The 24,982-nt window shown below is 66.9% G+C and carries 23 protein-coding genes and 1 tRNA gene; 14 read left to right on the top strand and 10 right to left on the bottom strand.

Annotation, left to right across the window (positions count from 1 at the left end):
- Positions 1-52: 52 nt before the first annotated feature.
- The 5 genes from CRM90_RS22930 (at position 53) to CRM90_RS22950 (ending at position 4,126) form a co-directional block, all read left to right on the top strand.
- On the top strand, positions 53-367 hold the full coding sequence (locus CRM90_RS22930; RefSeq protein ID WP_102809237.1) for a hypothetical protein: 315 nt from the start codon (positions 53-55) through the stop codon (positions 365-367).
- Between the two features lie 3 nt (positions 368-370).
- On the top strand, positions 371-1,903 hold the full coding sequence (locus tag CRM90_RS22935) for an MFS transporter (RefSeq protein WP_102809238.1): 1,533 nt from the start codon (positions 371-373) through the stop codon (positions 1,901-1,903).
- Positions 1,900-3,345, top strand: coding sequence for an APC family permease (locus CRM90_RS22940; protein WP_102809239.1), 1,446 nt, complete (start codon positions 1,900-1,902; stop codon positions 3,343-3,345). The genes CRM90_RS22935 and CRM90_RS22940 overlap by 4 nt, the downstream gene beginning before the upstream one ends.
- An 86-nt stretch (positions 3,346-3,431) precedes the next feature.
- Positions 3,432-3,737: a hypothetical protein gene (locus CRM90_RS22945; protein WP_102809278.1), complete on the top strand. Its 306-nt coding sequence runs from the start codon at positions 3,432-3,434 to the stop codon at positions 3,735-3,737.
- Positions 3,738-3,775: 38 nt separating this feature from the next.
- A complete protein-coding gene (locus CRM90_RS22950; protein ID WP_102809240.1) occupies positions 3,776-4,126 on the top strand; it encodes a heme-binding protein in 351 nt (116 codons plus the stop codon).
- Between the two features lie 85 nt (positions 4,127-4,211).
- On the opposite strand, the gene CRM90_RS22955 is transcribed toward CRM90_RS22950, so the two are convergent.
- Together CRM90_RS22955 and CRM90_RS22960 are read right to left on the bottom strand one after the other, a co-directional pair.
- Complete coding sequence (locus CRM90_RS22955; RefSeq protein WP_102809241.1) at positions 4,212-5,648, bottom strand: beta strand repeat-containing protein; 1,437 nt, start codon at positions 5,646-5,648, stop codon at positions 4,212-4,214.
- Between the two features lie 97 nt (positions 5,649-5,745).
- Positions 5,746-7,950, bottom strand: a complete 2,205-nt coding sequence (locus CRM90_RS22960; RefSeq protein WP_142391431.1) for a hypothetical protein — start codon at positions 7,948-7,950, stop codon at positions 5,746-5,748.
- A 145-nt stretch (positions 7,951-8,095) separates the two neighbouring features.
- On the opposite strand from CRM90_RS22960, the gene CRM90_RS22970 reads away from it, so the two are divergent.
- Genes CRM90_RS22970 through CRM90_RS22980 form a run of 3 tightly spaced genes read left to right on the top strand, consistent with a single transcriptional unit; the run spans position 8,096 to position 11,059 of the window.
- Positions 8,096-9,088 (top strand): GGDEF domain-containing protein, encoded by a 993-nt coding sequence (locus CRM90_RS22970; RefSeq protein ID WP_142391432.1) that lies wholly within the window; start codon positions 8,096-8,098, stop codon positions 9,086-9,088.
- 16 nt (positions 9,089-9,104) lie between these two features.
- Positions 9,105-9,902: an alpha/beta fold hydrolase gene (locus CRM90_RS22975; protein WP_102809245.1), complete on the top strand. Its 798-nt coding sequence runs from the start codon at positions 9,105-9,107 to the stop codon at positions 9,900-9,902.
- Positions 9,899-11,059 carry a PP2C family protein-serine/threonine phosphatase gene (locus CRM90_RS22980; protein ID WP_102809246.1) on the top strand — a complete coding sequence of 387 codons (1,161 nt, stop codon included), beginning with the start codon at positions 9,899-9,901 and terminating at the stop codon, positions 11,057-11,059. The genes CRM90_RS22975 and CRM90_RS22980 overlap by 4 nt, the downstream gene beginning before the upstream one ends.
- Before the next feature lie 5 nt (positions 11,060-11,064).
- Here CRM90_RS22980 and CRM90_RS22985 read toward each other — a convergent pair whose 3' ends face one another.
- On the bottom strand, positions 11,065-12,144 hold the full coding sequence (locus CRM90_RS22985) for a hypothetical protein (RefSeq protein ID WP_142391433.1): 1,080 nt from the start codon (positions 12,142-12,144) through the stop codon (positions 11,065-11,067).
- 64 nt (positions 12,145-12,208) lie between these two features.
- Positions 12,209-12,291, bottom strand: a tRNA-Tyr gene (locus CRM90_RS22990).
- Between the two features lie 101 nt (positions 12,292-12,392).
- Between CRM90_RS22990 and CRM90_RS22995 the strand changes: the two genes are divergently transcribed.
- The 3 genes from CRM90_RS22995 (at position 12,393) to CRM90_RS23005 (ending at position 15,659) form a co-directional block, all read left to right on the top strand.
- Positions 12,393-12,884, top strand: a complete 492-nt coding sequence (locus tag CRM90_RS22995; RefSeq protein WP_102809248.1) for a YajQ family cyclic di-GMP-binding protein — start codon at positions 12,393-12,395, stop codon at positions 12,882-12,884.
- 77 nt (positions 12,885-12,961) lie between these two features.
- A complete protein-coding gene (locus tag CRM90_RS23000; protein ID WP_102809249.1) occupies positions 12,962-14,476 on the top strand; it encodes a flavin-containing monooxygenase in 1,515 nt (504 codons plus the stop codon).
- A 157-nt stretch (positions 14,477-14,633) separates the two neighbouring features.
- Positions 14,634-15,659 carry an NAD(P)H-dependent glycerol-3-phosphate dehydrogenase gene (locus tag CRM90_RS23005; protein WP_102809250.1) on the top strand — a complete coding sequence of 342 codons (1,026 nt, stop codon included), beginning with the start codon at positions 14,634-14,636 and terminating at the stop codon, positions 15,657-15,659.
- 6 nt (positions 15,660-15,665) lie between these two features.
- Here the strand turns inward: CRM90_RS23005 and CRM90_RS23010 are convergent, their stop codons facing one another.
- The 3 genes from CRM90_RS23010 to grcC1 form a co-directional block, all read right to left on the bottom strand.
- Positions 15,666-16,217, bottom strand: coding sequence for a hypothetical protein (locus CRM90_RS23010; RefSeq protein ID WP_102809279.1), 552 nt, complete (start codon positions 16,215-16,217; stop codon positions 15,666-15,668).
- 97 nt (positions 16,218-16,314) lie between these two features.
- Entirely contained in the window at positions 16,315-17,181 is an 867-nt protein-coding gene (gene htpX / locus CRM90_RS23015) for a zinc metalloprotease HtpX (RefSeq protein WP_102809251.1), read from the bottom strand.
- A 74-nt stretch (positions 17,182-17,255) separates the two neighbouring features.
- Entirely contained in the window at positions 17,256-18,263 is a 1,008-nt protein-coding gene (grcC1, locus tag CRM90_RS23020; protein ID WP_199190013.1) for a nonaprenyl/(2E,6E)-farnesyl/geranylgeranyl diphosphat synthase, read from the bottom strand.
- A 20-nt stretch (positions 18,264-18,283) separates the two neighbouring features.
- Here grcC1 and menJ point away from each other — a divergent pair, with 20 nt between their 5' ends.
- The gene (gene menJ, locus CRM90_RS23025) at positions 18,284-19,504 is read left to right on the top strand and encodes a menaquinone reductase MenJ (RefSeq protein ID WP_102809253.1); all 1,221 of its coding nucleotides are present in this window, start codon (positions 18,284-18,286) and stop codon (positions 19,502-19,504) included.
- Positions 19,505-19,594: 90 nt separating this feature from the next.
- Here menJ and pcp read toward each other — a convergent pair whose 3' ends face one another.
- The gene (pcp, locus tag CRM90_RS23030) at positions 19,595-20,263 is read right to left on the bottom strand and encodes a pyroglutamyl-peptidase I (protein WP_102809280.1); all 669 of its coding nucleotides are present in this window, start codon (positions 20,261-20,263) and stop codon (positions 19,595-19,597) included.
- Between the two features lie 119 nt (positions 20,264-20,382).
- On the opposite strand from pcp, the gene CRM90_RS23035 reads away from it, so the two are divergent.
- The gene (locus CRM90_RS23035) at positions 20,383-21,948 is read left to right on the top strand and encodes a phytoene desaturase family protein (protein ID WP_102809254.1); all 1,566 of its coding nucleotides are present in this window, start codon (positions 20,383-20,385) and stop codon (positions 21,946-21,948) included.
- A gap of 6 nt (positions 21,949-21,954) precedes the next feature.
- Here the strand turns inward: CRM90_RS23035 and CRM90_RS23040 are convergent, their stop codons facing one another.
- On the bottom strand, positions 21,955-22,641 hold the full coding sequence (locus tag CRM90_RS23040) for a demethylmenaquinone methyltransferase (protein ID WP_102809255.1): 687 nt from the start codon (positions 22,639-22,641) through the stop codon (positions 21,955-21,957).
- Between the two features lie 56 nt (positions 22,642-22,697).
- Here CRM90_RS23040 and CRM90_RS23045 point away from each other — a divergent pair, with 56 nt between their 5' ends.
- Positions 22,698-23,522 carry an SDR family oxidoreductase gene (locus tag CRM90_RS23045; RefSeq protein ID WP_102809256.1) on the top strand — a complete coding sequence of 275 codons (825 nt, stop codon included), beginning with the start codon at positions 22,698-22,700 and terminating at the stop codon, positions 23,520-23,522.
- Positions 23,523-23,839: 317 nt separating this feature from the next.
- On the opposite strand, the gene CRM90_RS23050 is transcribed toward CRM90_RS23045, so the two are convergent.
- The gene (locus CRM90_RS23050) at positions 23,840-24,970 is read right to left on the bottom strand and encodes a glycosyltransferase family 4 protein (protein ID WP_102809257.1); all 1,131 of its coding nucleotides are present in this window, start codon (positions 24,968-24,970) and stop codon (positions 23,840-23,842) included.
- Between the last annotated feature and the right edge of the window lie 12 nt (positions 24,971-24,982).

Consider the following 24,982-nt stretch of genomic DNA (forward strand, 5'->3'; position numbering starts at 1 on the left):
CGCACATATCTGCCGATGATGTAGCGCCCCTGCGCGCCATAGCGTCATCAGCATGATCAACGCCACCGCCGCCAAGCTCGCCCTCGCCACACTCGCCGCCCCGGTTCTGGCCGCCCTCGCGGTCGGGCTGGCCGGCCACGCCGCCGCCGAAACCCCCGAAACCGACGGCGGCACCGCCACCGCCAGCGACACCATCGGCCAGCTGCGCGACCAGGGCATGCACGTCGTCATCAACAAAGACGGCGCCATGCCCCTGGACAAGTGCTCGGTGATCTCGGTGCACCAGGACCGCCACGAGCACCACGGCGGCCAGCAGCGCGACGCCTTCGAAACCGCCCAGGTCGACGTGTTCTGCCACGCCGGATAGTCCATGAGACACCGCTGGCTCGCACTGGGTGTACTCAGCCTGGGCGTGCTGCTGATCGGAGTCGACGGCACCGTCCTGGCGGTGGCAGCACCGGTCTTCGGCAGGGATCTCGGCATGACCGCCACCGAGATCATGTGGATCGGCGACATCTACTCCTTCGTGCTCGCCGGGCTGCTCGTCACCATGGGTAGCCTCGGCGACCGGATCGGGCACAAGAAGCTATTACTCATCAGCGCAACCGCTTTCGCACTGGCGTCGGTGGCGGCGGCGTGTGCGCCGACGGCCGGGATGTTGATCGCGGCCCGCGCACTGTTGGGTGTCGCCGGGGCGAGCCTGGCGCCGTCGACCCTGGCCCTGATCCGGGGTCTGTTTCCGAACGGACGGGAACGTGCTGTCGCCGTGGGTATTTGGGCCTCGGTGTTCTCGGCGGGCACCGCGCTGGGTCCCGTGATCGGCGGGCTGTTCCTGGAGCACTTCTGGTGGGGCTCGGTGTTCCTGATCAACGTCCCGGTGGTGGTCGTCTTGGTGGTGGGCGGCTGGGTCTTGCTGCCCGAATTGCGCAACCCGACCCCCGGACCATGGGATCCGCTCGGCGCCGGCCTGTCACTGATCGGCATCCTCGGCGTGGTCTATGCCGCCAAACAGGGCGCCGCCCACGGACTGCACGCCGACATCGTCGTCGCGGGACTGCTGGGTGCAGCCGCCCTGACGTTCTTCGTGCGACGGCAGCTGAAGGCAGCGCATCCGCTGATCGACGTTCGCCTGTTCGCCAACCGCGGGTTCACCGGCGTGATCACCGCCAACATGTTGTCGATCCTCGGCCTGTCCGGCGTGCTCTTCTTCCTGTCGCAGTTCTTCCAGCTGGTGCACGACTACAGCCCGCTACAAGCTGGGCTCGCCGAACTGCCCGCCGCGCTGGCGGCGACGACCTTCGGTGTGCTGGCCGGCGTCGCCGTGCGCTCTCGGTCGCCGCGCGCGGTCCTCTCGACCTCGCTGGCGTTGATCGGTGCGGCGCTGGCATCACTGACGCTGATCAGCCCGGCCACCCCCTATTGGCCGCTCGGGATCGCCTTGTTCGTCATCGGCGCTGGCCTCGGGATGGCCTTCACCGTGGCCAACGACGTCATCATCACCAGCGTCCCGCCCGAGCGGGCCGGCGCGGCGGCAGGTGTGTCGGAGACGGCCTACGAGTTGGGCATGGCGCTGGGCATCGCGCTGCTGGGCAGTGTCATCGCCGCCGTCTACCGCGGGCTGGACCGGCCCGCCGGCATCCACGACGACGTCGTGGCGCACGCCGAACAATCGTTGGCTGCCGCCCACCGAGCGGCCGCGACCCTAGGTGGCGATAAGGCGCACGCCCTGCTGGCCGCCGCCCAAGCCGCGTTCACCGACGGGCTCGCCGGCGCTGCGGGGATCGGTTCGGTGCTGCTGCTCGCGTCGGCGGTGGCGGTCTGGATGCTGCTCAAGCCGCCGCCCGATAGCCCGCGTGTCCCCTATGGTTGCTCTGACTTCGAGGAAGGCCCGGTGCCGCAATGACCGTTGACTCCACCGACGAGGAACTGCGGCATTCGGGCTATGAACCCGAACTGAAACGCACCCTCGGCTCGTTCCAGGTCTTCGCGATCTCGTTCGCGTTCATCTCCGTGGTCGTCGGGATCTTCGCGACCTACGGTGCGGTGCTGAATTATTCGGGACCGGTGGGGATCTGGTTGTGGATCATCGCCGCAGTGGGCCAGACGCTCGTCGCGCTGGTGGTGGCGCAATTCGCCGCCCGCATTGCGTTGAGTGGCTCGTCCTATCAGTGGGCGTCGCGGCTGGCGAACCCGAAAGTGGGGTGGCTGTTCGGCTGGCTGACGTTCTGGTTCCTGGCGATCGCGGCCGCGGCGATGGACAACGCACTGGCCAGCCAAGCGCTGATGCCGCTGTTCGGGATGGCGCCCGACGAGGATGTCGCCCGGCTGATCACGTTGGCGGTGTTGTTGACTCAGACGATTCTCGTCATCGCCTCAACCCGCCTGCTCGGCGTGGTCACCTCCGGCGCGGTCGGTCTGGAGCTGGTGATTCTGGCGGTCCTGGTGGTCGGCCTCGGTGCCGTCATGGTGTTCTCCGGGACCGGCACCACCGCCAATCTGGCCTCCCGCGGTGTGGCGGCCGACGCACCCAACTACTTCGCGATCGGCGGTCCGCTGATGGCGGGCATGATCATGGGCTTGGTGACGTTGGTCGGCTTCGACTCCGCGGCGAATCTCGCTGAGGAGGCCAAGGATCCGTTCCGCAGCGTGCCGCGCGCGATCGTCTCGTCGGTGATCGCCTCGGCGACGTTGGGTCTGGTGTTCGTCATCATCCTGACGTTGGCGATCAAGGACATCACCGAAGTGAGCACCAGCGGTTCACCGGTGGCGACGATCATCCACGATCAGCTCGGTCCGGTGATGGAGCGAGTCCTGTTGACCGGCATTGCCTTTGCCATGTTCGGCGCAGGCATGGTGATGATCGCGGCTTGCTCGCGCCAAGCGTTCGCCATGGCGCGCGACTCACGATTCCCCGGCCACACGGTGCTACGCCGGGTGAGCCCGCGCACTCAGACGCCGGTTGCCGCGACGATCCTGATCTTCGTGATCGGCGTGGTGTTGATGTTGACGCTGCGCGGTGCGGCCCTGCTGCAGCTGATCGTCGCGTCGACGATCCTGCCGGCGTTGATCTACGGCGGCATCGTGGTGCTATACCTCTGCGTGCGCAAACGCCTGGAACGCAAGGAAGGCGGATTCAGCCTCGGCCGGTTCGAGCTGCCGGTGGCCTACACGGCCCTGGTGTGGGTGGCATTCTCGATCTTTGCGCTCGTATCCCCCAGTGAGGCAAGGATTCCTGGCCTGATCGTGCTGGGCCTGATCGCGGTGGGCGGGCTGTACTTCGTCTCGCTGCTGCTGACCAACCGCTCGGCGCTGGACACCGAACCTGGTGAGCCGGGCGCGTTCTGATTCTTTGCTCTTGCGCAATTGCACGACGCGGCGTAGTACTAACCGCAGGACGAGAAATGCCCATTTGGGGGACAGGGGTGGCGGTCATGCGAAAATCTGTTTGCTACATGGCATTCGGGTTGATCATCGGGACCGGACCCGCGAGCCTCATATTGGCGACACCCGCCTCCGCGGACTGCACCAATGCCGGCGCGGCCACCGTCTGTGCGCAAGGTGAGGTGCGCGGCGGCGGCCCCACCGCACCGATTGCCGGGCCCGCGTATCCGGGCTACTGCGCCGATCCGTGGTACTGCGACGACGCCTGGGGCATCGACCTCGATCTCAGCCCGCGACCGAACCCACCGGCCCCGCCTCCTCGCCCCCGGCCTCCGCGGCCCGGGCCGCGTAACTGACCATGCCCCGTCCAACCCTCATCGTTAGGAGCAGTCGAATGTTGGTCCGCAACATGATCAGCGCCGGAATCATTGCAGGCGCAATGCTGATCGGGAGCGCGGCAACCGCCGCCGCCGACGAGCCGAACTGTACGGCGGGCGACCTCACCCAGGTCCTGTCCGGAGTCAACGCCGGCATGTCGGTGTACCTGTTCACCCACCCCGACGTGAACGCGTTCTTCACCGGACTGAAGGGCAAGTCTCGGGATGAGATGCGTACCGCTGTGTCCGACTATCTGCAGGCGAATCCCGAGGTTCGTGACCAGATCAAGGCTGTTCGCCAACCGGCGGCCGACTTCCGAGCCCGCTGCGACGCTCCGATGCCCGACGAGATGGGGCCGATGGGCTAGTAGCCCTACTCAGGTTGGTGCCCACCTCTGAGCGACAACAACGACATACCAAAGCTGTTGTCGCTCAGAGGCGGACAGTGCGCCCCTAGTGGCTAGCCCGCCGACTCCCGGCGGTGCCCTTCTTCTTTCCCGCGTTTCCGGCCTTCGCGGCCGGCGCCTTGCTGCTCGTACCGCCGGTCGCCTGCGCCCCGCCGATGCGGAAGTTGTTGATCGCGATACCCGGGTTCGTCTTGGTGACGGTCTGGCCGTTGGCGAAGATGGTGCCGGCCAACGCCAGCGGTCCGGGTCCGGCGTTGACGGTGTTGGTGCCGCCGAGGAAGTTGAATCCGGCGGTGAGGTTGCCGCCGGCGCCTCCGACGGTCACCACGTTGTTACTGCTCAACGTATTGATCGCCAGGTTGTAGTTACTCCCCGCGCCACCGACGGTCAACGTGTTGTGGTTGCCGACGATGTTGTACACCGCGTTCTGATACCCGCCCTGCGACTCGACCTGGTTGCCGTTGCCGCCCAGGAGATTGAATGCCGTGTTGTAGATGCCGCCGGCGATCGTCACCGCATTGCCGGTGCCGAACCAGTTCTGCGCCAGGTTGCCGTTGCCGCCCGTCGTCGTCACGGTGTTGTTGCTGCCGAACAGGTTTCGAACGGTGTTCGCGTAGCCGCCGGTGACCATGATGGTGTTGCCGTTGCCGAAGATGTTGCGGCCCCAGTTGGCGTAGCCACCGGTTGTCATGACGGTGTTGTTGCTGCCGAACAGGCTGGTCGCGGTGTTCACCAGGCTGCCGAACGTCACGACGGTGTTGTTGTCACCGAGCAGGTTGGTCGCCCAGTTCCAGATGCCGCCCTGCGCCGACACGGTGGTGTTACTGCCGAACAGGTTGGTGGCCAGGTTGATGATCGAGCTGTTCGACGAGTCACCGGATTGGACGAAGTTGTCGCGGCCACCGAGGTTCGTTGCGATGTTGAAGAAGCCGAGCGAGCTGACCTTCAGGCTGTCGGCCGCGGTTGCCCTGCCGAACAGATTCAGCGCGATGTTCCCGGCGCCGCCGGTGCCGCCCGCGGTGACGGTGCTGCCGTTAGCCGCCGTGTTCAGCGGCGTCACGTTCAGTGCGATGTTGAGACCGAAATTGGCGAACTGGCCCGAGCCTTGAGTGACGGCGGCGCCGTTCGGTCCCAGCTGGGTGGCGATGCCGAACAGTCCGTTGGCGGTGGCGACCGATCCGTCGCCGGCTGCCGTGGCGAAGGTGAACGCGTCGCCGGTGGTCGCGGCGGAATTGGTCCCGAGAGCGAACGCGCCGCCGAACAACCCGCTGGCATGCGCGGTGGCGCCGCTACCCACCGCGATCGCGATGCTCAGCGGCGTGCTGGAGCAGTCGGCACTGTTTCCCAGACCGAAGAACGACGCACAGCTGGCGTTGGCCTTGGGAGCCGACCCCAGCACGGCGCCGGCAAGTAGTGCGCTCGCGGCGGCACCGGCGGCGAGGACGCCGGTGACCGTGTAACGAGTCTTTGCGGTGGTAATCATGATAAATCCCCGATCAAGCCAAGAGTGCCGTTGGCGGATTTGCTATGCGGCAGCAATGAGTATGGCTCAACCGTCCGCGTTTGCGCCCGCTTCTCGCTCAGGCAATCTGCAATGTCACGAAATACGAGCTGCCACTCGGGACCGAGGACGCCGACAAGCCGCCGGTCAGGCCGAGAAGATTCGCCACCCCGAAACTGAACACCAATGCGAGCGCCGTCCCGATTCCGGCCAGCTGCCCCACCGCGTAGGCGACCGGATTGTCACCGAGGAGCGCACCGAATCCCTGCCCCAGCGACTGGCCGAGCGCAATCTGCAGCGCGGGGCTGTTGACGACCCTCGAAATCACGGTCTGCACCACATCGGCCGGCGGCGTTCCGTCGAGAAGATCACCCGCCAAGTCGCCGATCAGGCCCTGCGCGGCCGGGTTGGACACGAAGGCCTGGACGGTCGCTTTGGCCACCTGGCTCACCACCGGATCCAGGACCGTGTTGTTCAGCGGCGTCGAATCGATCAGCTGATTGACGACACCTTGCGCGACCGTGCTGATCACGTCCCGAACAGCGGGGGCCTTTAGCACCGACTGCAGCGCGTCCGGCACGGTGGCGTTGAACGCCGCAACCAACGCCGGGTCCGATGCCAGCTGCTGGACGGCACCCTCGAGCACGTCGCTGGGCGAAACCCCGCTCAGCAGGGCCGCGACGATCTGCTCGGTGGCCGCCGACAGCGTCGCCGCCACCCCGTCCTGGGCAAGGAAGCTGGTGATCACCGAACCGGCCGTCGCGCCGAGCTGCGCCGCGGACTTCGGATCGGCCAGCGCCTCGGCGAGCGTCGGGCCGTAGGTCGGACCGAACAACTCAGAGACGACAGTGCGGAAGCCTTCGTCGGCGGCCAAGCTAACCACCAAAGACTTCGCCGTCGACGCCAGCGCCGCGACCACATCGGCGTTGGTGGCCAGCGCGGACACTACGTCACCCGCAGCGGGAGCCAGCGCCGACAGGAACGCTGAATTGCCTTGCAGCCCTTGCCAAGCGATGTCCAGTGCATCCATCCAGTTGTCGCCCGCCAGCAGCGCGGTGCCGAACTGGGTGAGGTAATCAGCCAGCGCGGCGGGGACGCCCGGCGCGGACAAGAGGTCGGTGACAGCCGCACCGGCGATTGCCGCCACACCCTGCACCGCCTTGGTGTTGCTCAGCAGGCCCTGCATGGCCGCGCCCAGCGCGTTACCGACAGCGGTCGCGGTGGCGTCGCCGCCCAGAGCCGACGTCACCCAGCCGTCGACAACGTTGCCCAGCCACGCCGGGATGACCCCGCCGTTGGTCAGATCGATGACCGCACTCGACACCCCTGATGCGAGCGCAGCCTGCACCGAGGAGTTACTCAGGAAGGTGGCGATCTCGTCGGAGGAGTTGGCGGCCACCTCCTTGAGGTAATTCGCAAGCGGCGCAATGTCATTGGTAGCCAAACCGGCAGCGATCGCAGCGGCTTGCACGGTGTCCGGTTGCACGGCGGTGGCGAGCACGTCCAGCGCGGTCAGGACGCCCGTGTTGCCGAGCACGGTGCGGGCGAAGCTGACCGCCGCGTTGCCGACGACGGTGCCGACCGGTGACGGCACGCCGAGGTAGGTGTTCAGCGCCGCCGAGATCTTCGTCGAAACGAACTGCAGGATGGTGTTATTCGCGACCAGCTGCTGCACTTCGGCACTGATCTTGCCGTTGGCGACCAGGTCCTGGATGCCGTTGGCGACAATCGGCGCCAACTCGTCGGCGATCGGGCTCCAGCCGGGGAAATGCGAGTCGATGAAGCTCCGCACCGCGGTGCCGAGCGCGCTGCCCGCGGTAGCGCCCGCGGCCGGCGCAGTACCCCCGGTGACGCCGGCGCTGGGCACCGAAGCGGCTGCGGCAGCGGCGGTTCCGCCGGTGGTGACCGAGCGCGCCGATCGGGCGGTCCCGTCCCGGCGGGTCGCCGCCAGCACCGCGAACGACAGCGGCTCGGTGACCGGAGCCGACGGGTCGCCGCTTCCGCTGAGTCGATCAAGCGGTCGCCGGCTCGCGACAGAGATCGATGCGGCCGGTTTCACCGATGCGGCCGGCGTCGACGTCGGCGCCTTCGGGGCACGCGGACCCGCCTTGGCCGAGTGCCGCGGCGCAGGCTTGCCCGCCGAGGACGTCGTCTTGCCCGAGCCCCCCGCCCCGCTGTCCGCGCCGGCCACCGCGGGCAGCGCGACGATCAACCCGCCGACACCGAGAGCCACCGCCAACGCTCCGACCCGACCGATGTGACGACCATGCTGACCCAGGCCCATGCCCAACCCCCGATGCTGACGTGAAAGCTAATTTGCTAGGGGTATAACACACGCCGTGGGTGACGTGCGCGTGTACGCGTAAACCCACTTATGCGAATTGTTCATTGCCTACGCTGACCCTGCGTTTTCCCCTAATATCCAGCTCGTGGGGGGCGAAATGTCGGTGGCGACCTTGCAGACCATTATCAAAGTCCAGCAAGCGATAAATGACGCCGATGCGACGGCCGATGCGGTGATGAACATCGTCGCCGAACAGGCACGCGAAGCGACTCGGGCGCACGGCGCGGTCATCGAGCTCGCCGAGTTCGGCGAGATGGTGTACACGACCACCGCCGGTTCACTCGCCGGCACCGAAGGGCTGCGGTTGGCGATGTCGGGCAGCATGTCCGGCGAGTGCGTCCGAACCGGCACGATCCTGATCTCCACCGACACCGAGACCGATCCCCGGGTGGACCTGGAGGCCTGCCGCCGGGTGCACGCCCGCTCGATGATCGTCGTTCCGCTGGTCGACGGGAACCGAACCCAGGGCGTCTTGAAAGTCATCTGCAGCGAGCCGAACGCGTTCACCGACGAGGACGTGACGCTGCTCGAACAGCTGGCGCAATTCATCGCGAAGGCCTTGGCCCGCGCCCACGTCATGGACGAGAAAGCCCATGCCGCCTCCGTCGACGCCCTGACCGGGTTGGCCAACCGGGCGGCGTTCCTCGCAGGGCTGGAAGGCATGATTTCCGGCGCCGCAGGAACCGGCAATCCGGTCGCCGTCGTGCTTTACCTCGACCTCGACGGGTTCAAGCCGATCAACGACGTGTACGGGCACTCCGTGGGTGACGAGGTGCTGCAGATCATCGGCAACCGCATCGCCACCACCTGCCGGGGGGAGGATCTCGGAGCACGGATCGGCGGCGACGAGTTCGCCGTCCTGCTGGCATCCTCGTTCGCTCCCGACCCGGCCAGCCTGCGTGAGCGCCTGATCCGCGTGCTGCAGCAAGAGATGGCCACCAGCGTCGGGGCACTAACCGTCGGCGCCAGCTGCGGAACAGCGGTCGTCGGCGGCGGCGACCTCGCCGAAGCCGTCCTGGCCCGCGCCGACGCCGCGATGTACGCGGAAAAACGGACCAGATCCGGTTCGCGCCGCTGACTGCAAGAATGCCTTGATGGACGTCGTCTCCCGGAACAACGTCACCCGCGTGGGTGACGGTCCCGGGCCGACGCTCCTGCTGGCCCACGGCTTCGGCTGCGACCAGCACTTATGGCATCCGGTGGCCTCGCGGCTGCGGGACCGGTTCGACATCGTCCTGTTCGACCACGTCGGTTCGGGCAACGCCGACCCCGCCGCGTGGGACCCGGCCAAATACGCCTCCCTGCAGGGCTACGCCGACGACGTGGTGGAGATCGCCGAGGCTCTCGACCTACGCGACGTGGTGCTCGTCGGGCACTCGGTGGCCGCCATGATCGGCGTGCTGGCGGTATCCACGGCGCCGGCCCGGTTCAGCAAGCTGGCGATGATCACCCCGTCGCCGCGCTACATCGACGACGACGGCTACCGCGGCGGTTTCAGCCGCGCCGACATCGACGAGCTACTCGAATCACTGGAAAGCAACTACCTCGGCTGGTCGCAGTCGATGGCCCCGGCGATCATGGGCAACGCCGACCGCCCCGAACTCGCCGAGGACCTCGCCACGACGTTCTGCCGCACCGACCCCGCAGCCGCGAAGGTGTTCGCCCGCGCCACATTTCTCTCCGACAACCGAGCCGACCTCGCCGGCGTCCCGGTTCCCACCCTGATCGTCGACTGCCGCCAGGACGTCATCGCACCGCCCGGAGTCGGTGCCTACGTCCGCGATCACATCCCCGACGCCCAACTGATCACCCTCGACGCCACCGGGCACTGCCCGCACGTCAGCGCGCCCGAGGCCACCGCTGACGTCCTCGCGGCGTTCGCCTCCGCATGACCGACGCCGAGGATCTGTGGCAGAACGCACCCAGCGGTCAGCTGGCGGCGACCCCGGACGGACGCATCGTCGACGCCAACGCCACGCTGGCGTCCTGGCTGGGAACTACGCCGAATGCGCTGCGCGGCAAGCCGATCACCGATCTGTTCACCGTCGGCGGGCGAATTCACTTCGAGACCCACTTCGCGCCGCTGCTACGGATGAGCGGTGAACTCGAAGGCATCAGCGTGGAACTTCGGGCTGCCGACGGCTCGCGCCGGTCGGTCTTCCTGACCGCCAACGTCAAGACTGGTGCGGACGGCCGCTCGGAGCTGATTCGGGTCGACATCCAGGACGCCCGCGAGCGACGCTCGTACGAGCGAGCTCTGCTCGAGGAGCGCCAACGAGCCGAATCCGAGCGAGCCAGAGCGGAATCATTGGCCGAGACGTTGCGCCGGTCGCTGCTGCCGCCGTCATTGTCGGTGCCCGAAGGACTCACCGCAGCCGCGCACTACCACGCGTCGGTGCAAGACATCGGCGGTGACTTCTACGACCTTTTCCCGTTGTCGCACACCGTGTCCGGGTTCTTCCTGGGTGATGTGTGCGGCAAGGGCCCGGCGGCCGCGGCGATCACCTCGTTGACCCGCTACACCCTGCGCACCGCAGCCGTCGTCGACCCCGACCCCATCACCGTGCTGCATCGGCTCAACACCGTGCTCGGCCAAGAGCACCGCGATGCGCAAACACGTTTCTGCACAGTTATATTCGGCACCCTCGCCCAGAAGGACGACGGCTTCGAGGTGCGACTGGCCAGCGGTGGGCATCCGCCGCCGATGCTGATGGAGCAGTCCGGCGGCGTCAGCTATCTGGATCTCACCGACGGTATGGCAGTCGGTCTGACCGACCGGCCGCGATTCGTCGACACCACGCTCCGACTCGGACCCGGCGATACCCTGCTGCTCTACAGCGACGGCCTGACCGAGGCCCGGATTGGCGACGGCTCGCGCCGATACGACGACGACGGCGCCCTGCGCCGATTCGTCACAGCCGTGGGACCGGTGGGCGCCGATGCACTGATCGCCGAAATCCGGCAACTGCTGGGATCTTTCGGCTCCGGCGTCGAAGACGACACAGCGGTGTTGGCGCTGGGTGTACCCCGCTCATCGCAGGGGTCGTGACCGAATTACCGTGGCCACGAGCTCCGCACCTGTGCTGGATCAAGCTTCAGGAAGGACCGAATCATTGCGTCCCTATTCCGCTGAGAACCTCTGTCGGACAGGGTGAAGAGTTTGGGCACAAGCGGACCATCAACTCGACCTTGAGGACCGATGCTGAAAGACGTCACTGTGTACCGGACGAAAACCTTCCCGTCGATGCTGTACACGGACTGTCCATCTCTGTCGGTTAGCCGCACGCCCTTTTGGATGATTTCGACTATGCGCTGTTTGTCGGCGTCCGCTCGATGCAGTCTTTCCGCTTCTCGCGCTTGCACTTCCCGGTACCACAGGGTGTTTTCCTTCGGTACCTGAATTTTCGGGATCAAGTCCAACAAGCTCTTCTGCTTGGGGGTCAAGTCGTCCAATTTTTGCAACGGGTTCAGAGTCGTTTTCCGGTTGAGGAGTTCTTTCAGCGTGCCCGTGAGGAATTTTCCGAGCGCGCCCAGAGGGTCACTCCTACTCGCCGCCACGACCACCTTCGGAGTGGGGGCGTTCTGCGCCGCCGTGACCACTCGCGAATTCACAGTGCGGTTCACCGTGCGGGGGCTCGTCGCCCGAGCATCGACATGGGCGCGTGACTTGGCTGTCCCGGCACGGCCCGAGGGAGACGACGCCGCGACACCAGAGCCGGCATCCTTGGACGACGAGGCCGACGAGGCCGACGAGGCCGACGAGGCCGACGAGGCCGACGACGACCCGACGCCGCTGTCGGCGCCGGCAATACCGATCTCAGACCCAACCAGCGACCAGCCGATCAACGCCGCACCCATGCCGGCGGACGCCACACCGAGCTGCAGCCACCGACGCATCGGCAGATCCTGGGCGCGTAGCCCGGCTGGGCGACCACCCTTTGCTGATGTTGACATGTCAGATCCCCCGGTGCTTTGTTGCGTTACTTCGTGATTGAGCGACTGGCAACCTGTACGCGCCCGGTTCTGGAGCTCGACGCCGACTATCGTACCTTGCTCGATCGCGCTGAGGGCCAGTTCGCTGTTGCCTTCTTTGTTTGCCGCGTTGGTTTCCCACCTCGATCCCAGCAATGACAAACCGCGGGACTGCCGATGCCCGCAAAAGACTTCAGGCCCCCTCAACGAGGGGGCCTGACCAGCGTGGCAGGTACAGGATTCGAACCTGTGTAGGCTTTCGCCGACGGATTTACAGTCCGCTCCCATTGGCCGCTCGGGCAACCTGCCTGGGTGCGCCGCGCCGGGGATCCGGTTTGGTGCGACTAGCAGGGTACAACGATCATGTACCTCAAATACAAACCGGCCGATCAACCGAAGGGACGGGTCCAATGGCGGATTCATCGTTCGACATCGTGAGCAAGGTCGACCGCCAAGAGGTCGACAACGCGCTGAACCAGGCGGCCAAAGAGCTCAGCACCCGGTTCGACTTCCGCGGCACCGACACCACGATCGCGTGGAAGGGCGACGAGGTCATCGAACTCGTCAGCTCCACCGAGGAGCGGGTAAAGGCCGCCGTCGACGTTTTCAAGGAAAAGCTGATCCGCCGCGACATCTCCATGAAGGCCTTCGACGCCGGCGAGCCGCAGGCCAGCGGAAAGACCTACAGGGTCAGCGGCACCCTGAAGCAGGGCATCGACCAAGAGCACGCCAAGAAGATCAACAAGCTCATTCGCGACGAGGGCCCCAAAGGGGTGAAGTCGCAGGTCCAGGGTGACGAGATCCGGGTCAGCTCCAAGAAGCGTGACGACCTGCAGGCCGTCATCGCCCTGCTCAAAGGTGCCGACCTCGACGTAGCGCTGCAGTTCGTCAACTACCGGTAGACCAAGGGCCCTCGCTCAACCAACCGGTCAGTGCCTAGTGTGGTGAGCATCACCACCCACGCGAAGCGAGGACCGCGATGACCGCCACCCCAGAGACTGCCCCCGTACCCGCTGAGACCGACGGCGGCTCGTACGACGTCGTGATCATCGGCGCCGGGTTCTCCGGGATCGGCGCGGCCTACCGCATCGCCGAGCGCAACCCCGGCACGCGCTACGTCGTGCTGGAACGCCGCGAGCGCATCGGCGGCACCTGGGACCTGTTCCGCTACCCCGGTGTGCGCTCGGACTCCAGCATCTTCTCGCTGTCCTGGCCGTGGGAACCGTGGGTCCGCAAAGAAGGAGTCGCCGACGGCGACCACATCCGCGAATACATGGAAGACACCGCGCGCAAGCACGGCATCTTGCCCAACATCCATTTCGGAACCTACGTGCAGTCGGCCGACTGGGATTCGGCCACCGACACCTGGACCGTGCACGCGGTCGAGAACGGCGAACGCACCACCTACCGCGGGCGCTTCGTGTTCTTCGGCTCGGGCTACTACAACTACGACGAGGGCTACACCCCCGACTTCCCGGGCCTCGAGACGTTCGCAGGCACCGTCGTGCACCCGCAATTCTGGCCGGCGGATCTCGACTACACCGGCAAGAACGTGATCGTCATCGGCAGCGGGGCCACCGCCGTCTCACTGATTCCGGCACTTGCCCAGAAAGCAGCCAAAGTGACGATGCTGCAGCGCTCGCCGACCTACCTGCTGGCCGGCTCCCGGGTCAACCCGCTCATCGAAGCCGTCCGGAAAGTCGTTCCCCGCAAGATTTCTCACGCGTTCGCCCGCTACTTCGCAGTCGCCTTCGAAAGCGTCGTGTGGTTCTTGGCCCGCACCGTACCCGGTGTGGCCCGCAAGATCATCCGGGCCCAGAACGTCAGCCGACTGCCTGCGGGATACCCCGTCGACGTGCACTTCAAGCCGCGCTACAACGTCTGGGATCAGCGTCTGTGCCTGGTCGCCGACGGCGACTTGTTCGAGGTGATCTCCGACGGCCGCGCCGAAGTCGTCACCGACCACATCGACCGCTTCGACGACACCGGCGTCACGCTCACGTCGGGTAAACACCTGGCGGCCGACATCATCGTCACCGCGACCGGCCTGCAACTTCAGGCCCTCGGCGGTGTGCGAATCACGCTGGACGGCAATGAGATCAAGCCCCAGGAGCGGTTCTCCTACAAGGCACACATGCTGGAGGACGTGCCGAACCTGATCTGGTGCATCGGCTACACCAACGCCTCGTGGACGCTGCGCGCCGACATGACCGCCCGCGCGGCCGCCAAGCTGATCGAATACATGAACTCACACGGCTACACCCACGCCTTCCCGCACCTGGGTGGCGAACCCATCGCCGAGAAGCCCGCGTGGGACATCCAGGCCGGTTACGTGTTGCGCAACCTGCACGCACTGCCGAAGTCGGGTCTCAAGCGGCCGTGGGTGGTCCGGCAGAACTATCTCGCCGACGCCTTCGACCACCACTTCATCGACAAAATCGATGAGGACATGACGTTCGGGCGGGTGGCGTCCCCGGCGCGAGCGGCCGGGTAGCTCAGCTGCGGGCGGGGGTAGGTGCACTTTTCCAGAACGCGATATCACCGGTGATATCGCGTTCTGAAGAAGACACCCACCACCCCTGCCCCAACCGCGCATCCCGATTGCCCGAACTCCCCATGAACAACCGGGTATTCGCAATACGCTGACCACCATGACTTCTCAACGCCGCGAACCCAAAGTCGTCGTGCTCGGCGGCGGATCCTGGGGTACCACCGTCGCATCCATCTGCTCCCGCCGGGGGCCGACGCTGCAATGGGTGCGCTCGGAGGAGACCGCCAAGGACATCAACGAGAACCATCGCAACTCGCGCTACCTGGGCGACGAGGTCGAACTCTCGGAAACCCTGCGGGCCACCACTGATTTCAGCGAAGCCGCCGAGTGCGCGGACGTCGTCGTGATGGGCGTGCCGTCACACGGCTTCCGCGGCGTGCTGGCCGAGCTGAGCAAGGAGCTGCGCCCGTGGGTTCCCGTTGTCAGCTTGGTGAAGGGCCTAGAGCAGGGCACCAACATGCGGATGAGCCAGATCATCGACGAAGTTCTGCCCGGTCACCCGGCCGGCATCCTCGCCGGTCCCAACATCGCGCGTGAAGTCGCCGACGGCTATGCGGCCGCCGCCGTGCTGGCCATGCCCGACCAGCACCTGGCCGCCAACCTCGCGAAGATGTTCCGCACCAAGCGGTTCCGCGTCTACACCACCGACGACGTCGTCGGAGTCGAGATCGCCGGCGCGCTGAAGAACGTCTACGCCATCGCCGTCGGCATGGGGTATTCGCTGGGCATCGGCGAGAACACCCGGGCACTGGTGATGGCTCGCGCCGTGCGGGAGATGTCGCGCCTCGGCGAAGCCATCGGCGGGCACCGCGACACGTTCGCCGGCCTGGCCGGCATGGGCGACCTCATCGTCACCTGCACCTCGCAGCGCAGCCGCAACCGCCACGTCGGCGAACAACTGGGCTCCGGCAAGTCCATCGAGGAGATCATCGCCTCGATGAACCAGGTCGCCGAGGGCGTCAAAGCCGCCAGCGTGATCATGGAGTTCGCCGAGAAGTACGGCCTGAACATGCCGATCGCGCGCGAGGTCGATGCCGTCGTCAACCACGGCGCCAACGTCGAACAGGCCTACCGCGGCCTGATGGCCGAGAAGCCCGGCCACGAAGTCAACGACTCACACTTCTAGCGCGGCTCAGCCCGGGAACGACGGGAACAGCGGGTTCGAGTTCTTCGGCCGATCCAGCATCGGGCTCGGTCCCGACGTGAACGTCGCCCCCGGACCGACGACGAAGCCGACCTGGTCGTGGTTGTTCACGCACGCCACCACGCCGCCGCCGTCGACGCCGCAGCTGATGTCGCGGAAGCTCAGCCGGGTATTCGGCGGCAACGGCTTCACATCACCGGCCGCCGCGTAGAGCGACGCGCCGCTGCTGGAAAAGCCGGGCTCGCCGGACGGCCCGGCGCTGACGAGGTTCGCCCCATTGGGCGCACCGGGCAGCGCCCCGCTGCAGCCGTAACTGGAGTTCTGCTTGTCGAGCACGCACACCACCCCGGGCGGGCCGGCGAAGGCGTACCAGTTGCCGCCCATCGCCGTGTACGGCACCGGGCTCACCGGGGTGTAGGCGTTGACGTTCGGAAGGACCGGGGCGGGCGCCGGCTCGGGATCCGCCGCGGCCACGCCCGGCGTACCGATCGCCGCCGCCCCCGCGACGCTCACCAGGCCGATCAGGATTCTGCTCAGCATCATCACACCCTACGTAAGCGCCACCGACGGCGCAGTTTGCGGACTCACCTGGTCCTTCGGTCGCGCGGTCGCGATTCGTTACCGCCGCGTCGAGCAGCTAGTGGCCGGCCATCTTCTCGAGCCGCGCGATCCGGTCGGAGATCGGCGGATGGGTGGAGAACATCTTGCCGATCTTCTCACTGGAGCGGAACGGGCTGGCGATCATCAGGTGCGCCTGGTCGGCCAGCTGCGGCTCGGGAGGCAGCGGCGCGTTCTCCACCCCGCCGCTGATCTTGCGCAAGGCCGACGCCAGCGCCAGCGGATCGCCGGACAGTTCAGCCCCGGACTCGTCGGCCTGGTACTCACGCGAGCGGGACACGGCCATCCGGATCAGCGTGGCAGCGATCGGACCGAGCAGCGAGACCAGTAACAGCGCAAAGGGATTGGGGCCGCCTTCGCGGTTGTTGCCGCTGAACATCCCGGCGAACAAGGCGATGTTGGCCAGCGCGGTGATCACCGAAGCGAGCGCACCGGCCACACACGAGATCAGGATGTCGCGGTTGTAGACGTGCGACAGTTCGTGGCCCAGCACCGCGCGCAGTTCACGCTCGCTGAGCAGGTTGAGGATGCCGGTGGTGACGCACACCGCCGCGTTGCGCGGGTTGCGGCCGGTAGCGAACGCGTTCGGGTTGGCCGTGTCGCTGATGTAGAGCCGCGGCATCGGCTGGTGCGCCGTGGTGGCCAGCTCGCGGACCATCGAGTAGATCTGCGGAGCCTGCACCTCGGTGAACGGCTGGGCGTGCATGGCGCGCAGCGCCAGCTTGTCGGAGTTGAAGTACACGTAGACGTTCATGCCGATCGCGAAAACCAGAGCGAGGAACATCACATTGCGCCCGAACAGCGAACCGAGGAAGACGATCAGCGCCGACATGCCAACAAGCAGCGCGAACGTCTTGAACGTGTTGGCGGTCGGATGCCAAGTCATCAATTCCTCCTACGAGCAAACGCAGTCTCCGGGAGGTTAACGCCTCGAACCGACCGTGAGGTTCCGCGACGCCGTCAGCCGTGTCGGTTGATCGTGTAGTCCATCAGTGACGCCAGTGCGCGACGGCCCGGTCCGTCGGGCAAACCGGCCAGCTCGTCGCCGGCCTGCTCGGCGTAGCGCTGCACGGTGGCCTTGGCCTTGGCGATGCCGTCCCCGGCGCGCAGCAGTGCAAGCGCCTCGGCCAGGGCGTCGTCGTCCTCGATCGGGCCCTTCACCAGCTCACGCAGCCGCTCGGCGTCCGGACCGGTCTCTTGCAGCGCGTACAGCACGGGCAGCGTGTGCACGCCTTCACGGAGGTCGGTGCCCGGTGTCTTTCCCGACTCATCGGGATCGCTGTCGATGTCGATGATGTCGTCGGAGATCTGGAACGCGGTGCCCACGATCCCGCCGAGCCGGCCGAGCCGCTCGATCTGGTCGTCGTTGGCGCCGGCGAACGTGGCCCCGAATCGACCCGACGCCGCGATCAGGCAGGCGGTCTTCTCGTAGATCACCTTGAGGTAGTGGTCGACCGGGTCCACCCCGTTGGTGTTGCCCTTGGTTTCGCGCATCTGACCGGTGACCAACTGAGCGAACGTCTCGGCGATGATCCGGACCGCGTCCGGGCCCAACCGGCTCACCAGCCGCGACGCCGTCGCGAACAGGTAGTCGCCGGCCAGGATCGCGATGTTGTTGCCCCAGCGGGCGTTGGCGCTGGGCGCCCCGCGCCGCATCTGCGCCTCGTCCATGACGTCGTCGTGATACAGCGTGGCCAGGTGCACCAGCTCGATCACCGCGCCCGCCACCGTGACCTGCCAAGCGTCTGGCTCCGGGCCGATCTGCGCGGACAACACCGTGAACAGCGGCCGGAAGCGCTTGCCGCCGGCCTCGAACAGGTGCACGACGGCTTCAGTCATCAGCTCGTCACCGCCACGCAGTTCGGTGCTCATGAGCTCTTCGACACGACCTACCCCGTCGCGGACGTTCTTGGCGAAAGCCGGATCACCAAAGTCCACCCCTGCTACCACCGTGGCCGGAGTACTCACCCTGCCAACATACTGGGGGCATGGACTTGCGGGCAGACCTGGTGGTCGTCGGGGCGGGACCGGCCGGCTCGGCGGCGGCCGCCTGGGCTGCCCGGCGCGGTCACGACGTGCTCGTCGTCGATGCCGCCGAGTTCCCCCGCGACAAGCCCTGCGGCGACGGATTGACCCCGCGCGCGGTGCTCGAGCTGCAGCGGCTCGGGCTCGGCGACTGGCTCGACGGCCACATCCGTCATCACGGGCTGCGGCTGTCCGGGTTCGGCGCCGACGTCGAGGTCAAGTGGCCGGGGCCGTCGTTTCCGTCCGGCGGGTCGGCGGTGCCGCGCACCGAACTCGACGACCGGATCCGCAAGGTCGCCGAGGATGCCGGCGCGGCCATGCTGCTGGGCGTGAAAGCCGTTGACGTATCTCGTGATTCGCGTGGCCACGTGGACGCTGTGGTGCTGGCCGACGGATCGCGGGTGTCGTGCCGGTGGGTGATCGTGGCCGACGGCGCACGCTCCCCGTTCGGCCGGGTGCTCGGCAGGCAGTGGCACCAGGAGACGGTGTACGGGGTGGCGGCGCGCGGATACCTCGCGTCGCCGCGGTCCTCGGAGCCGTGGATCTCCTCGGATCTGGAGTTGCGTTCCGTCGACGGGCAGGTGCTGCCCGGCTACGGCTGGATCTTCCCGCTGGGCAATGGCGAGGTGAACATCGGCGTCGGCGCGCTGGCCACGGCTAAGCGGCCCGCCGACGTGGCGTTGCGGCCACTGATCAAGCACTACACCGACCTCAAGCGGGCGTCGTGGGGATTCGAGGGTCCGCCGCGAGCGGTGTCCTCGGCACTGCTTCCGATGGGTGGGGCGGTCTCCCGTGTGGCCGGACCCAACTGGGTGCTGATCGGCGATGCCGCGGCGTGCGTGAACCCGCTCAACGGCGAGGGCATCGACTACGGCCTGGAAACCGGGCGGCTGGCTGCCGAGATGCTGGGCTCCGGCGACCTGTCGCAGGCGTGGCCCGCGATGCTGCAGGCGCACTACGGGCGCGGCTTCTCGGTGGCCCGTCGGCTGGGGTTGCTGCTGACGCTGCCGCGCTTCCTGCCACTGACCGGGCCGGTCGCGATGCGTTCGTCGCGGCTGATGGGCGTCGCGGTGCGGGTGATGGGCAACCTGGTCACCGACGAGGACGCCGACCTGGTGGCGCGGGCCTGGCGCGTCGCGGGGATGGGATCGCGAATCCTGGACCGGCGCAAGCCGTTCAGCTGAGCGGAAGCTGCACCCGCTCGACTGCGCGAACGCGTGGTTGGTCGACGCGGACCCATCCGGCGTCGTGACCCCGGGGCCGTAAACCTGGACCTAGATCAAAAGCCTGGACTCGACCGGCTCGTCGGTATCGACGGCGTGCCTCAGGGCCGCCTCGATTCCCGCCGCGACGCCCGTCACCGCGGTCTCCACCGACATGCTCGGGGCCCCGAGGTTGCGGCCCAGAGCGGCCACTTCGGGCAGATGCGGCAGGTGGATCCATCCCGCACGGATCGGCAGGTCGTGATGGGCGATGTGGTGCAGCATTCCGTACATCAAGTGGTTGCAGACGAACGTGCCTGCCGCATCGGAGATGTCGGCCGGAATGCCGGCGGCTCGCATGGCCATCACCATGGCCTTGATCGGGAGCGTGGCGTGATACGCGATCGGGCCACCGGGCACCGTCGGTTCGCCGTCGAGCACCATCCCGGCGTTGTCGGCCAGCCCGTAGCGCGCGCAGTCGTTGAGATTCTGCGCCAGTCTTTCCACGGTGATCATGGCGCGCCCGCCGTATTCGCCGAGCATGACCACCAACCCGGGTTGCACATCGTCGACCGCTCGCACTGCCTCAGCGATGGACTCGAAGTATGTGTTCGGCACAATGCGCGAGACCACCGTCGCCCCGGCGATGACCGTCCCGTCGAGGGCCTCGGCGGTCAGCTGGGCCGGATTGCGGGGCGTCGAGCCGTAGGGACCGAACCCGGTCACGAGGACAGTCGGCATGTCAGCAACCTCCGCAGCCATCCGACCACACATCGGTGATGGTGTCTGCCCGTGAGCGGACGACATTGGTAATGACAAATTTGACAAAACTTGCCCAAATCGGCGCTAAGCTCCACCGCATGAGTGACTACGACGCGATCATCGTGGGGGCCGGACACAACGGTCTGACCGCCGCGGTGGTGCTGCAGCGAGCCGGCTTGCGCACGCTCTGCCTGGAGGCCAACACCTATAGCGGCGGCATGTCCGCCACCGTCGAGTTGATCGACGGCTTCAAATACGAGATCGCCGGATCCGTGCGCTTTCCCACCGCGCAGAAGATCAACAGCGAGCTGGGCCTGGACACATTGCCGACCATCGAGTCAGAGATCATGTCGGTCAACCTCGGGGAAAACGGCGAGGAAGCAATGGTCTTCCACAGCGACCCGATGGCGATGATGACCCATCTCAACGAGAAGCACGGCATGGACGCCGTGATGGCCATGGCGAACCTGTACGCCTGGAGCAGCGGTCCGGGTAAGGCGCTGGGCCGCTTCGACGCGCTGGCGCCGCCGAAGACCATCGACGAGATGTATGCCTGTGCCGCAGACGAAAACGAGCGGCGTGCCATCCACGAGATGCTGTTCGGCTCGGCGATGGACGTCGTCGACCGATTCCTGCCCGACAAAGAAAAGCACTCCGTGATCCGCGGCATGCTGGCGTTCCTGGCGGTCAACTCCACCTACCGCGGCCCGTACACCCCGGGCAGCGCAACATGTTTGGCGTTCGCGATGGCGATGCCCCCGGAGGGCGGCCAGATGACCACCAAACTCAAAGGCGGAATCGGCGTGCTCGCCGAGCATCTGCGGGACCTGTTCGTCGACGCGGCCGGGGAGATGCGCTACCGCACCAAGGTCGAACAGATCCTCGTCGAGGACGGCAAGGTCACCGGGGTGCGCCTCAAAGACGGCGAAGTGATCAATGCACCGATCGTGGTGTCCAACCTTGCCCCGGAGACCACGCTGCTGGATCTTGTTGGTGTCGACCATCTTCCGTCATCGCTGGTGACCAGGCTGGGCGGTCGCGATCACCGGGCGTCCTTCATGCAGATCCACTTCGCCCTGGACGGGCTGCCCCAGTACGCCGCGCCCTACGACTTCCTCAACGAGCCCGGCATGCAGATGTCGGTCGGCATGTTCGGTTCACCGGAAGAGCAGCAGCGCCAGTGGGAGATGGCCCGGGGCGGCGACGTGCCGGACAACCCCGCGCTGTCGATCCAGATGCCCACGGTCGGCGATCCCGAGATGGCACCCGAGGGCAAGCACGCGGCCAGCGTGTACGCCTACGGCTTCCCGATCGAGGCGCCGCGCGATCAGCACGGTCAACTGAAAACCGTTATGGCGGAACGGGTTGTCGACAAGATCACCCGCTACGCACCGAACTTCAAAGACATCCTGATCCGCGACATCACGTTCGCGCCCTATCACATGAACACCATGTTCGCCGCGCCCAACGGCGACTTCTGCCACGGGCTGCTGCAGCCCGAGCTGATGGGTGTCAACCGGCCGGGACCCAAGGGGTTCATCGACGAGCCGATCCCGATCGAGGGCCTCTACCTGGGCGGCGCGGGCTGCCACGGCGGACCGGGCATCACGTTCATCCCCGGCTACAACGCCGGCTATCAGGTGCTCGAAGACGCCGGCCGCTAGCGGAGGCTAGGCCTTGACGGCGTAGTGCAGCGCGACGATCCCGCCGGTCAGGTTGCGCCACCGCACACCCGACCAGCCGGCATCGCGAATCTGCCCGGCCAGCGCCGCCTGATCGGGCCATGCCCGGATGGACTCGGCCAGATAGACGTAGGCGTCCGGGTTGCTCGACACCGCGCGGGCCACCCGCGGCAGCGCCTGCATCAGGTACTCCTTGTAGACGGTCGAGAACACCGGCACGACGGGGGTGGAGAACTCGCACACCACCAGCCGGCCGCCGGGGCGGGTCACCCGCGCCATCTCGCGCAGGCCCGCCGGGTGGTCGACGACATTGCGCAACCCGAAGCTGATCGTCACCGCGTCGAACACCGCGTCTCCGAACGGCAGCTTGGTCGCGTCGGCCGCCACCTTCGGCACCGGCCGTGCGGCGCCGGCCCGCAGCATGCCGACCGAGAAGTCCGCGGCCACACACCACGCGCCCGAGCGGGCCAGCTCAACCGTCGACACCGCGGTCCCCGCCGCGAGGTCCAGCACCCGGTCACCGGGTCCGATGCCCAGCGCCGACCGGGTCGCCCGCCGCCAGGCGCGGTCCTGCCCCAGCGACAGCACAGTGTTGGTGATGTCATACCGCCGCGCGACAGCGTCGAACATCGACGCCACATCGCGGGGATCCTTGTCCAGCGTCGCGCGGCTCACGGTGCCGACGCTACCCGAGCGGGAATGCTGAGCCTGTCGATGCGTTGGCTAGACGCATGAGCGAAAAAGTGTGGTTCATCACCGGGACATCGCGCGGCTTCGGCCGGGAGTGGGCGATCGCCGCCCTGGACCGCGGCGACAAGGTCGCTGCCACGGCGCGCAACACCGACACCCTGTCCGACCTGGTCGACCGGTATGGCGACGCGATCCTGCCGATCCAGCTCGACGTCACCGACCGGGACGCCGACTTCGCCGCCGTCACGCACGCGCACGACCACTTCGGGCGGCTGGACATCGTGGTCAACAACGCCGGCTACGGGCACTTCGGTTTCATCGAGGAACTGTCCGAGAGCGATGCACGCGACCAACTCGAAACCAACGTCTTCGGCGCACTGTGGATCACCCAGGCCGCGCTGCCGTATCTGCGCGCCCAGGGCAGCGGCCACATCATCCAGGTGTCGTCGATCGGCGGCATCACCGCGTTCCCGCTCGTGGGCATCTACCACGCCTCGAAGTGGGCACTCGAAGGGTTCTCGCAGGCGCTGGCCCAGGAGGTCGCCCCGTTCGGGATTCACGTCACGCTGATCGAGCCGGGCGGCTTCGACACCGACTGGTCCGGCTCGTCCTCGAGGCGGTCGGCCGAACTTCCCGACTACGCCGAACTGCACCGGCAGGTCGACGAGGCCCGCAAGCAGCGCTGGTCTGCGCCCGGCAACCCCACGGCGTCGGCGTCGGCAATTCTCAAAGTCGTGGACGCGCCGACTCCCCCGCTGCGGGTGTTCTTCGGGGAGTCACCGCTGCAGACCGCGAAGGCCGACTACGAAAGCCGGATCGCCAACTGGGAGCAGTGGCAGCCGGTCGCCGTCGAGGCGCAGGGCTGATCAGATCGCGTGCGCGTCGACTCTCGGTGATTGCCGCGCACGACTCGCCATGCGCTCGCTGAGGTGGATCAGGCGATCCTCGTGCCCAGCGGGCATGGTGTAAGCCAACTTACGGAGTTCGAGTGCGAATTCGCTGAGATCTTGGCGATACGACGCGTCGTTCATTCGGACGCCCCCAGGGCTAGGAGAGTTGGTGGTGACAGCGTTGTCATTGGCGTTCAGCGTTCCCCCGCTTGCGTTCAAGTGTGCGCCCGCCCACAGGCCATGAAAAGGCCTCTCAGGAACAATTAAGGAAAGTCATTGCCGTTGCACCGAACTCAGGCCGCGCGGCGCCGTCGCCCAGGGACCCGCACGGCCTCGTAGTGACCCAGCAACTCTTCGCAAATCGCCGGCCACGTCCGCCCGAGCACACTGCGGCGCGCGGCAAGCGAATAGCGCGCCCGCTCGTCGAGCAGGTGATCGACCGATTGCGACAGTCGCGCTTCGAATTCCGCGACCGTCAATAACAGTCCGGTTCGGTACGGCGCCACCAGATCCCGCGGCCCACCGGCGTTCGGGGCGATGACCGGCAAACCCGACGCCATCGCTTCCTGCACGGCCTGGCAGAACGTCTCGTGCTCGCCCGGGTGGACGAAGACGTCCATGCTGGCGTATGCGGTGGCCAGCTGCTCGCCGTACAGCGCACCGGTGAACACCGCCGACGGCATGAGCGTGCGGAGCTTCTCGCGGTCGACACCGTCACCGACGATCACCAGCTGCAGATCGTCGCGTCGGGCCAGCACTGCCAGCCGCTCCACATGCTTCTCCGGTGCGAGCCGCCCGACGAAGCCGACGATCGGCTTGCCCGCCGGTGACCACCGCGCCCGCAGCTCGTTGCTGCGCGCCGACGGCGCGAAGCCGGTGATGTCGACACCGCGAGCCCACTGAAACACCCGCGGAATGCCATGGGTGGCAAGATCTTCCATCGCCGCGGTGGACGGCGCCAACGTCCGGTCGACGCGCGAATGCAGATGCCGGTTCCAGGCCCACGCCGCGCGCGAGGCGACGCCGATCCCGTAGCTCTGGGCGAATCCGGCGATGTCGGTCTGGTACACCGCGACGGTCGGCACACCCAGGAAACGAGCGGCTTGCATTCCGCCGTACCCGAGCAGTGCGGGTGACGCCAGATGCACGACATGCGGATCGAAGCCGCGCAGCACCCCCACCATGCGAGGCCGCGGCACCCCCAGCGGCAGTGACGTGACTTTGGGGAACATCCGCGACGGCACCCGGTGCACCCGGATCCCGTCGTGGATCCGATCGGCCGCCGGTTCACCCCGCGGGGTGTCCGGCGCGATCACGAGAGCTTCGTGGCCGGTGCGGCGGAGATGCTCGAGCACCCGCAACACCGAGTTGCTCACTCCGTTGACGTTGGGCAGGAAGGACTCGGCGACAATGGCAACGCGCACGACTTCGAGAGT

It is taken from the genome of Mycobacterium sp. ENV421, from assembly GCF_002887815.1.
In the GTDB taxonomy this organism is placed as follows: domain Bacteria; phylum Actinomycetota; class Actinomycetes; order Mycobacteriales; family Mycobacteriaceae; genus Mycobacterium.

What these genes read in the sequence shown, in the direction of transcription:
- CRM90_RS22930 (WP_102809237.1), top strand. Translation starts at nt 53, where the DNA reads ATGATCAACGCCACCGCCGCCAAGCTCGCCCTCGCCACACTCGCCGCC.
- CRM90_RS22935 (WP_102809238.1), top strand. Translation starts at nt 371, where the DNA reads ATGAGACACCGCTGGCTCGCACTGGGTGTACTCAGCCTGGGCGTGCTG.
- CRM90_RS22940 (WP_102809239.1), top strand. Translation starts at nt 1,900, where the DNA reads ATGACCGTTGACTCCACCGACGAGGAACTGCGGCATTCGGGCTATGAA.
- CRM90_RS22945 (WP_102809278.1), top strand. Translation starts at nt 3,432, where the DNA reads ATGCGAAAATCTGTTTGCTACATGGCATTCGGGTTGATCATCGGGACC.
- CRM90_RS22950 (WP_102809240.1), top strand. Translation starts at nt 3,776, where the DNA reads ATGTTGGTCCGCAACATGATCAGCGCCGGAATCATTGCAGGCGCAATG.
- CRM90_RS22955 (WP_102809241.1), bottom strand. Translation starts at nt 5,648, where the DNA reads ATGATTACCACCGCAAAGACTCGTTACACGGTCACCGGCGTCCTCGCC.
- CRM90_RS22960 (WP_142391431.1), bottom strand. Translation starts at nt 7,950, where the DNA reads ATGGGCCTGGGTCAGCATGGTCGTCACATCGGTCGGGTCGGAGCGTTG.
- CRM90_RS22975 (WP_102809245.1), top strand. Translation starts at nt 9,105, where the DNA reads ATGGACGTCGTCTCCCGGAACAACGTCACCCGCGTGGGTGACGGTCCC.
- CRM90_RS22980 (WP_102809246.1), top strand. Translation starts at nt 9,899, where the DNA reads ATGACCGACGCCGAGGATCTGTGGCAGAACGCACCCAGCGGTCAGCTG.
- CRM90_RS22995 (WP_102809248.1), top strand. Translation starts at nt 12,393, where the DNA reads ATGGCGGATTCATCGTTCGACATCGTGAGCAAGGTCGACCGCCAAGAG.
- CRM90_RS23000 (WP_102809249.1), top strand. Translation starts at nt 12,962, where the DNA reads ATGACCGCCACCCCAGAGACTGCCCCCGTACCCGCTGAGACCGACGGC.
- CRM90_RS23005 (WP_102809250.1), top strand. Translation starts at nt 14,634, where the DNA reads ATGACTTCTCAACGCCGCGAACCCAAAGTCGTCGTGCTCGGCGGCGGA.
- CRM90_RS23010 (WP_102809279.1), bottom strand. Translation starts at nt 16,217, where the DNA reads ATGCTGAGCAGAATCCTGATCGGCCTGGTGAGCGTCGCGGGGGCGGCG.
- htpX (WP_102809251.1), bottom strand. Translation starts at nt 17,181, where the DNA reads ATGACTTGGCATCCGACCGCCAACACGTTCAAGACGTTCGCGCTGCTT.
- menJ (WP_102809253.1), top strand. Translation starts at nt 18,284, where the DNA reads ATGGACTTGCGGGCAGACCTGGTGGTCGTCGGGGCGGGACCGGCCGGC.
- pcp (WP_102809280.1), bottom strand. Translation starts at nt 20,263, where the DNA reads ATGCCGACTGTCCTCGTGACCGGGTTCGGTCCCTACGGCTCGACGCCC.
- CRM90_RS23035 (WP_102809254.1), top strand. Translation starts at nt 20,383, where the DNA reads ATGAGTGACTACGACGCGATCATCGTGGGGGCCGGACACAACGGTCTG.
- CRM90_RS23045 (WP_102809256.1), top strand. Translation starts at nt 22,698, where the DNA reads ATGAGCGAAAAAGTGTGGTTCATCACCGGGACATCGCGCGGCTTCGGC.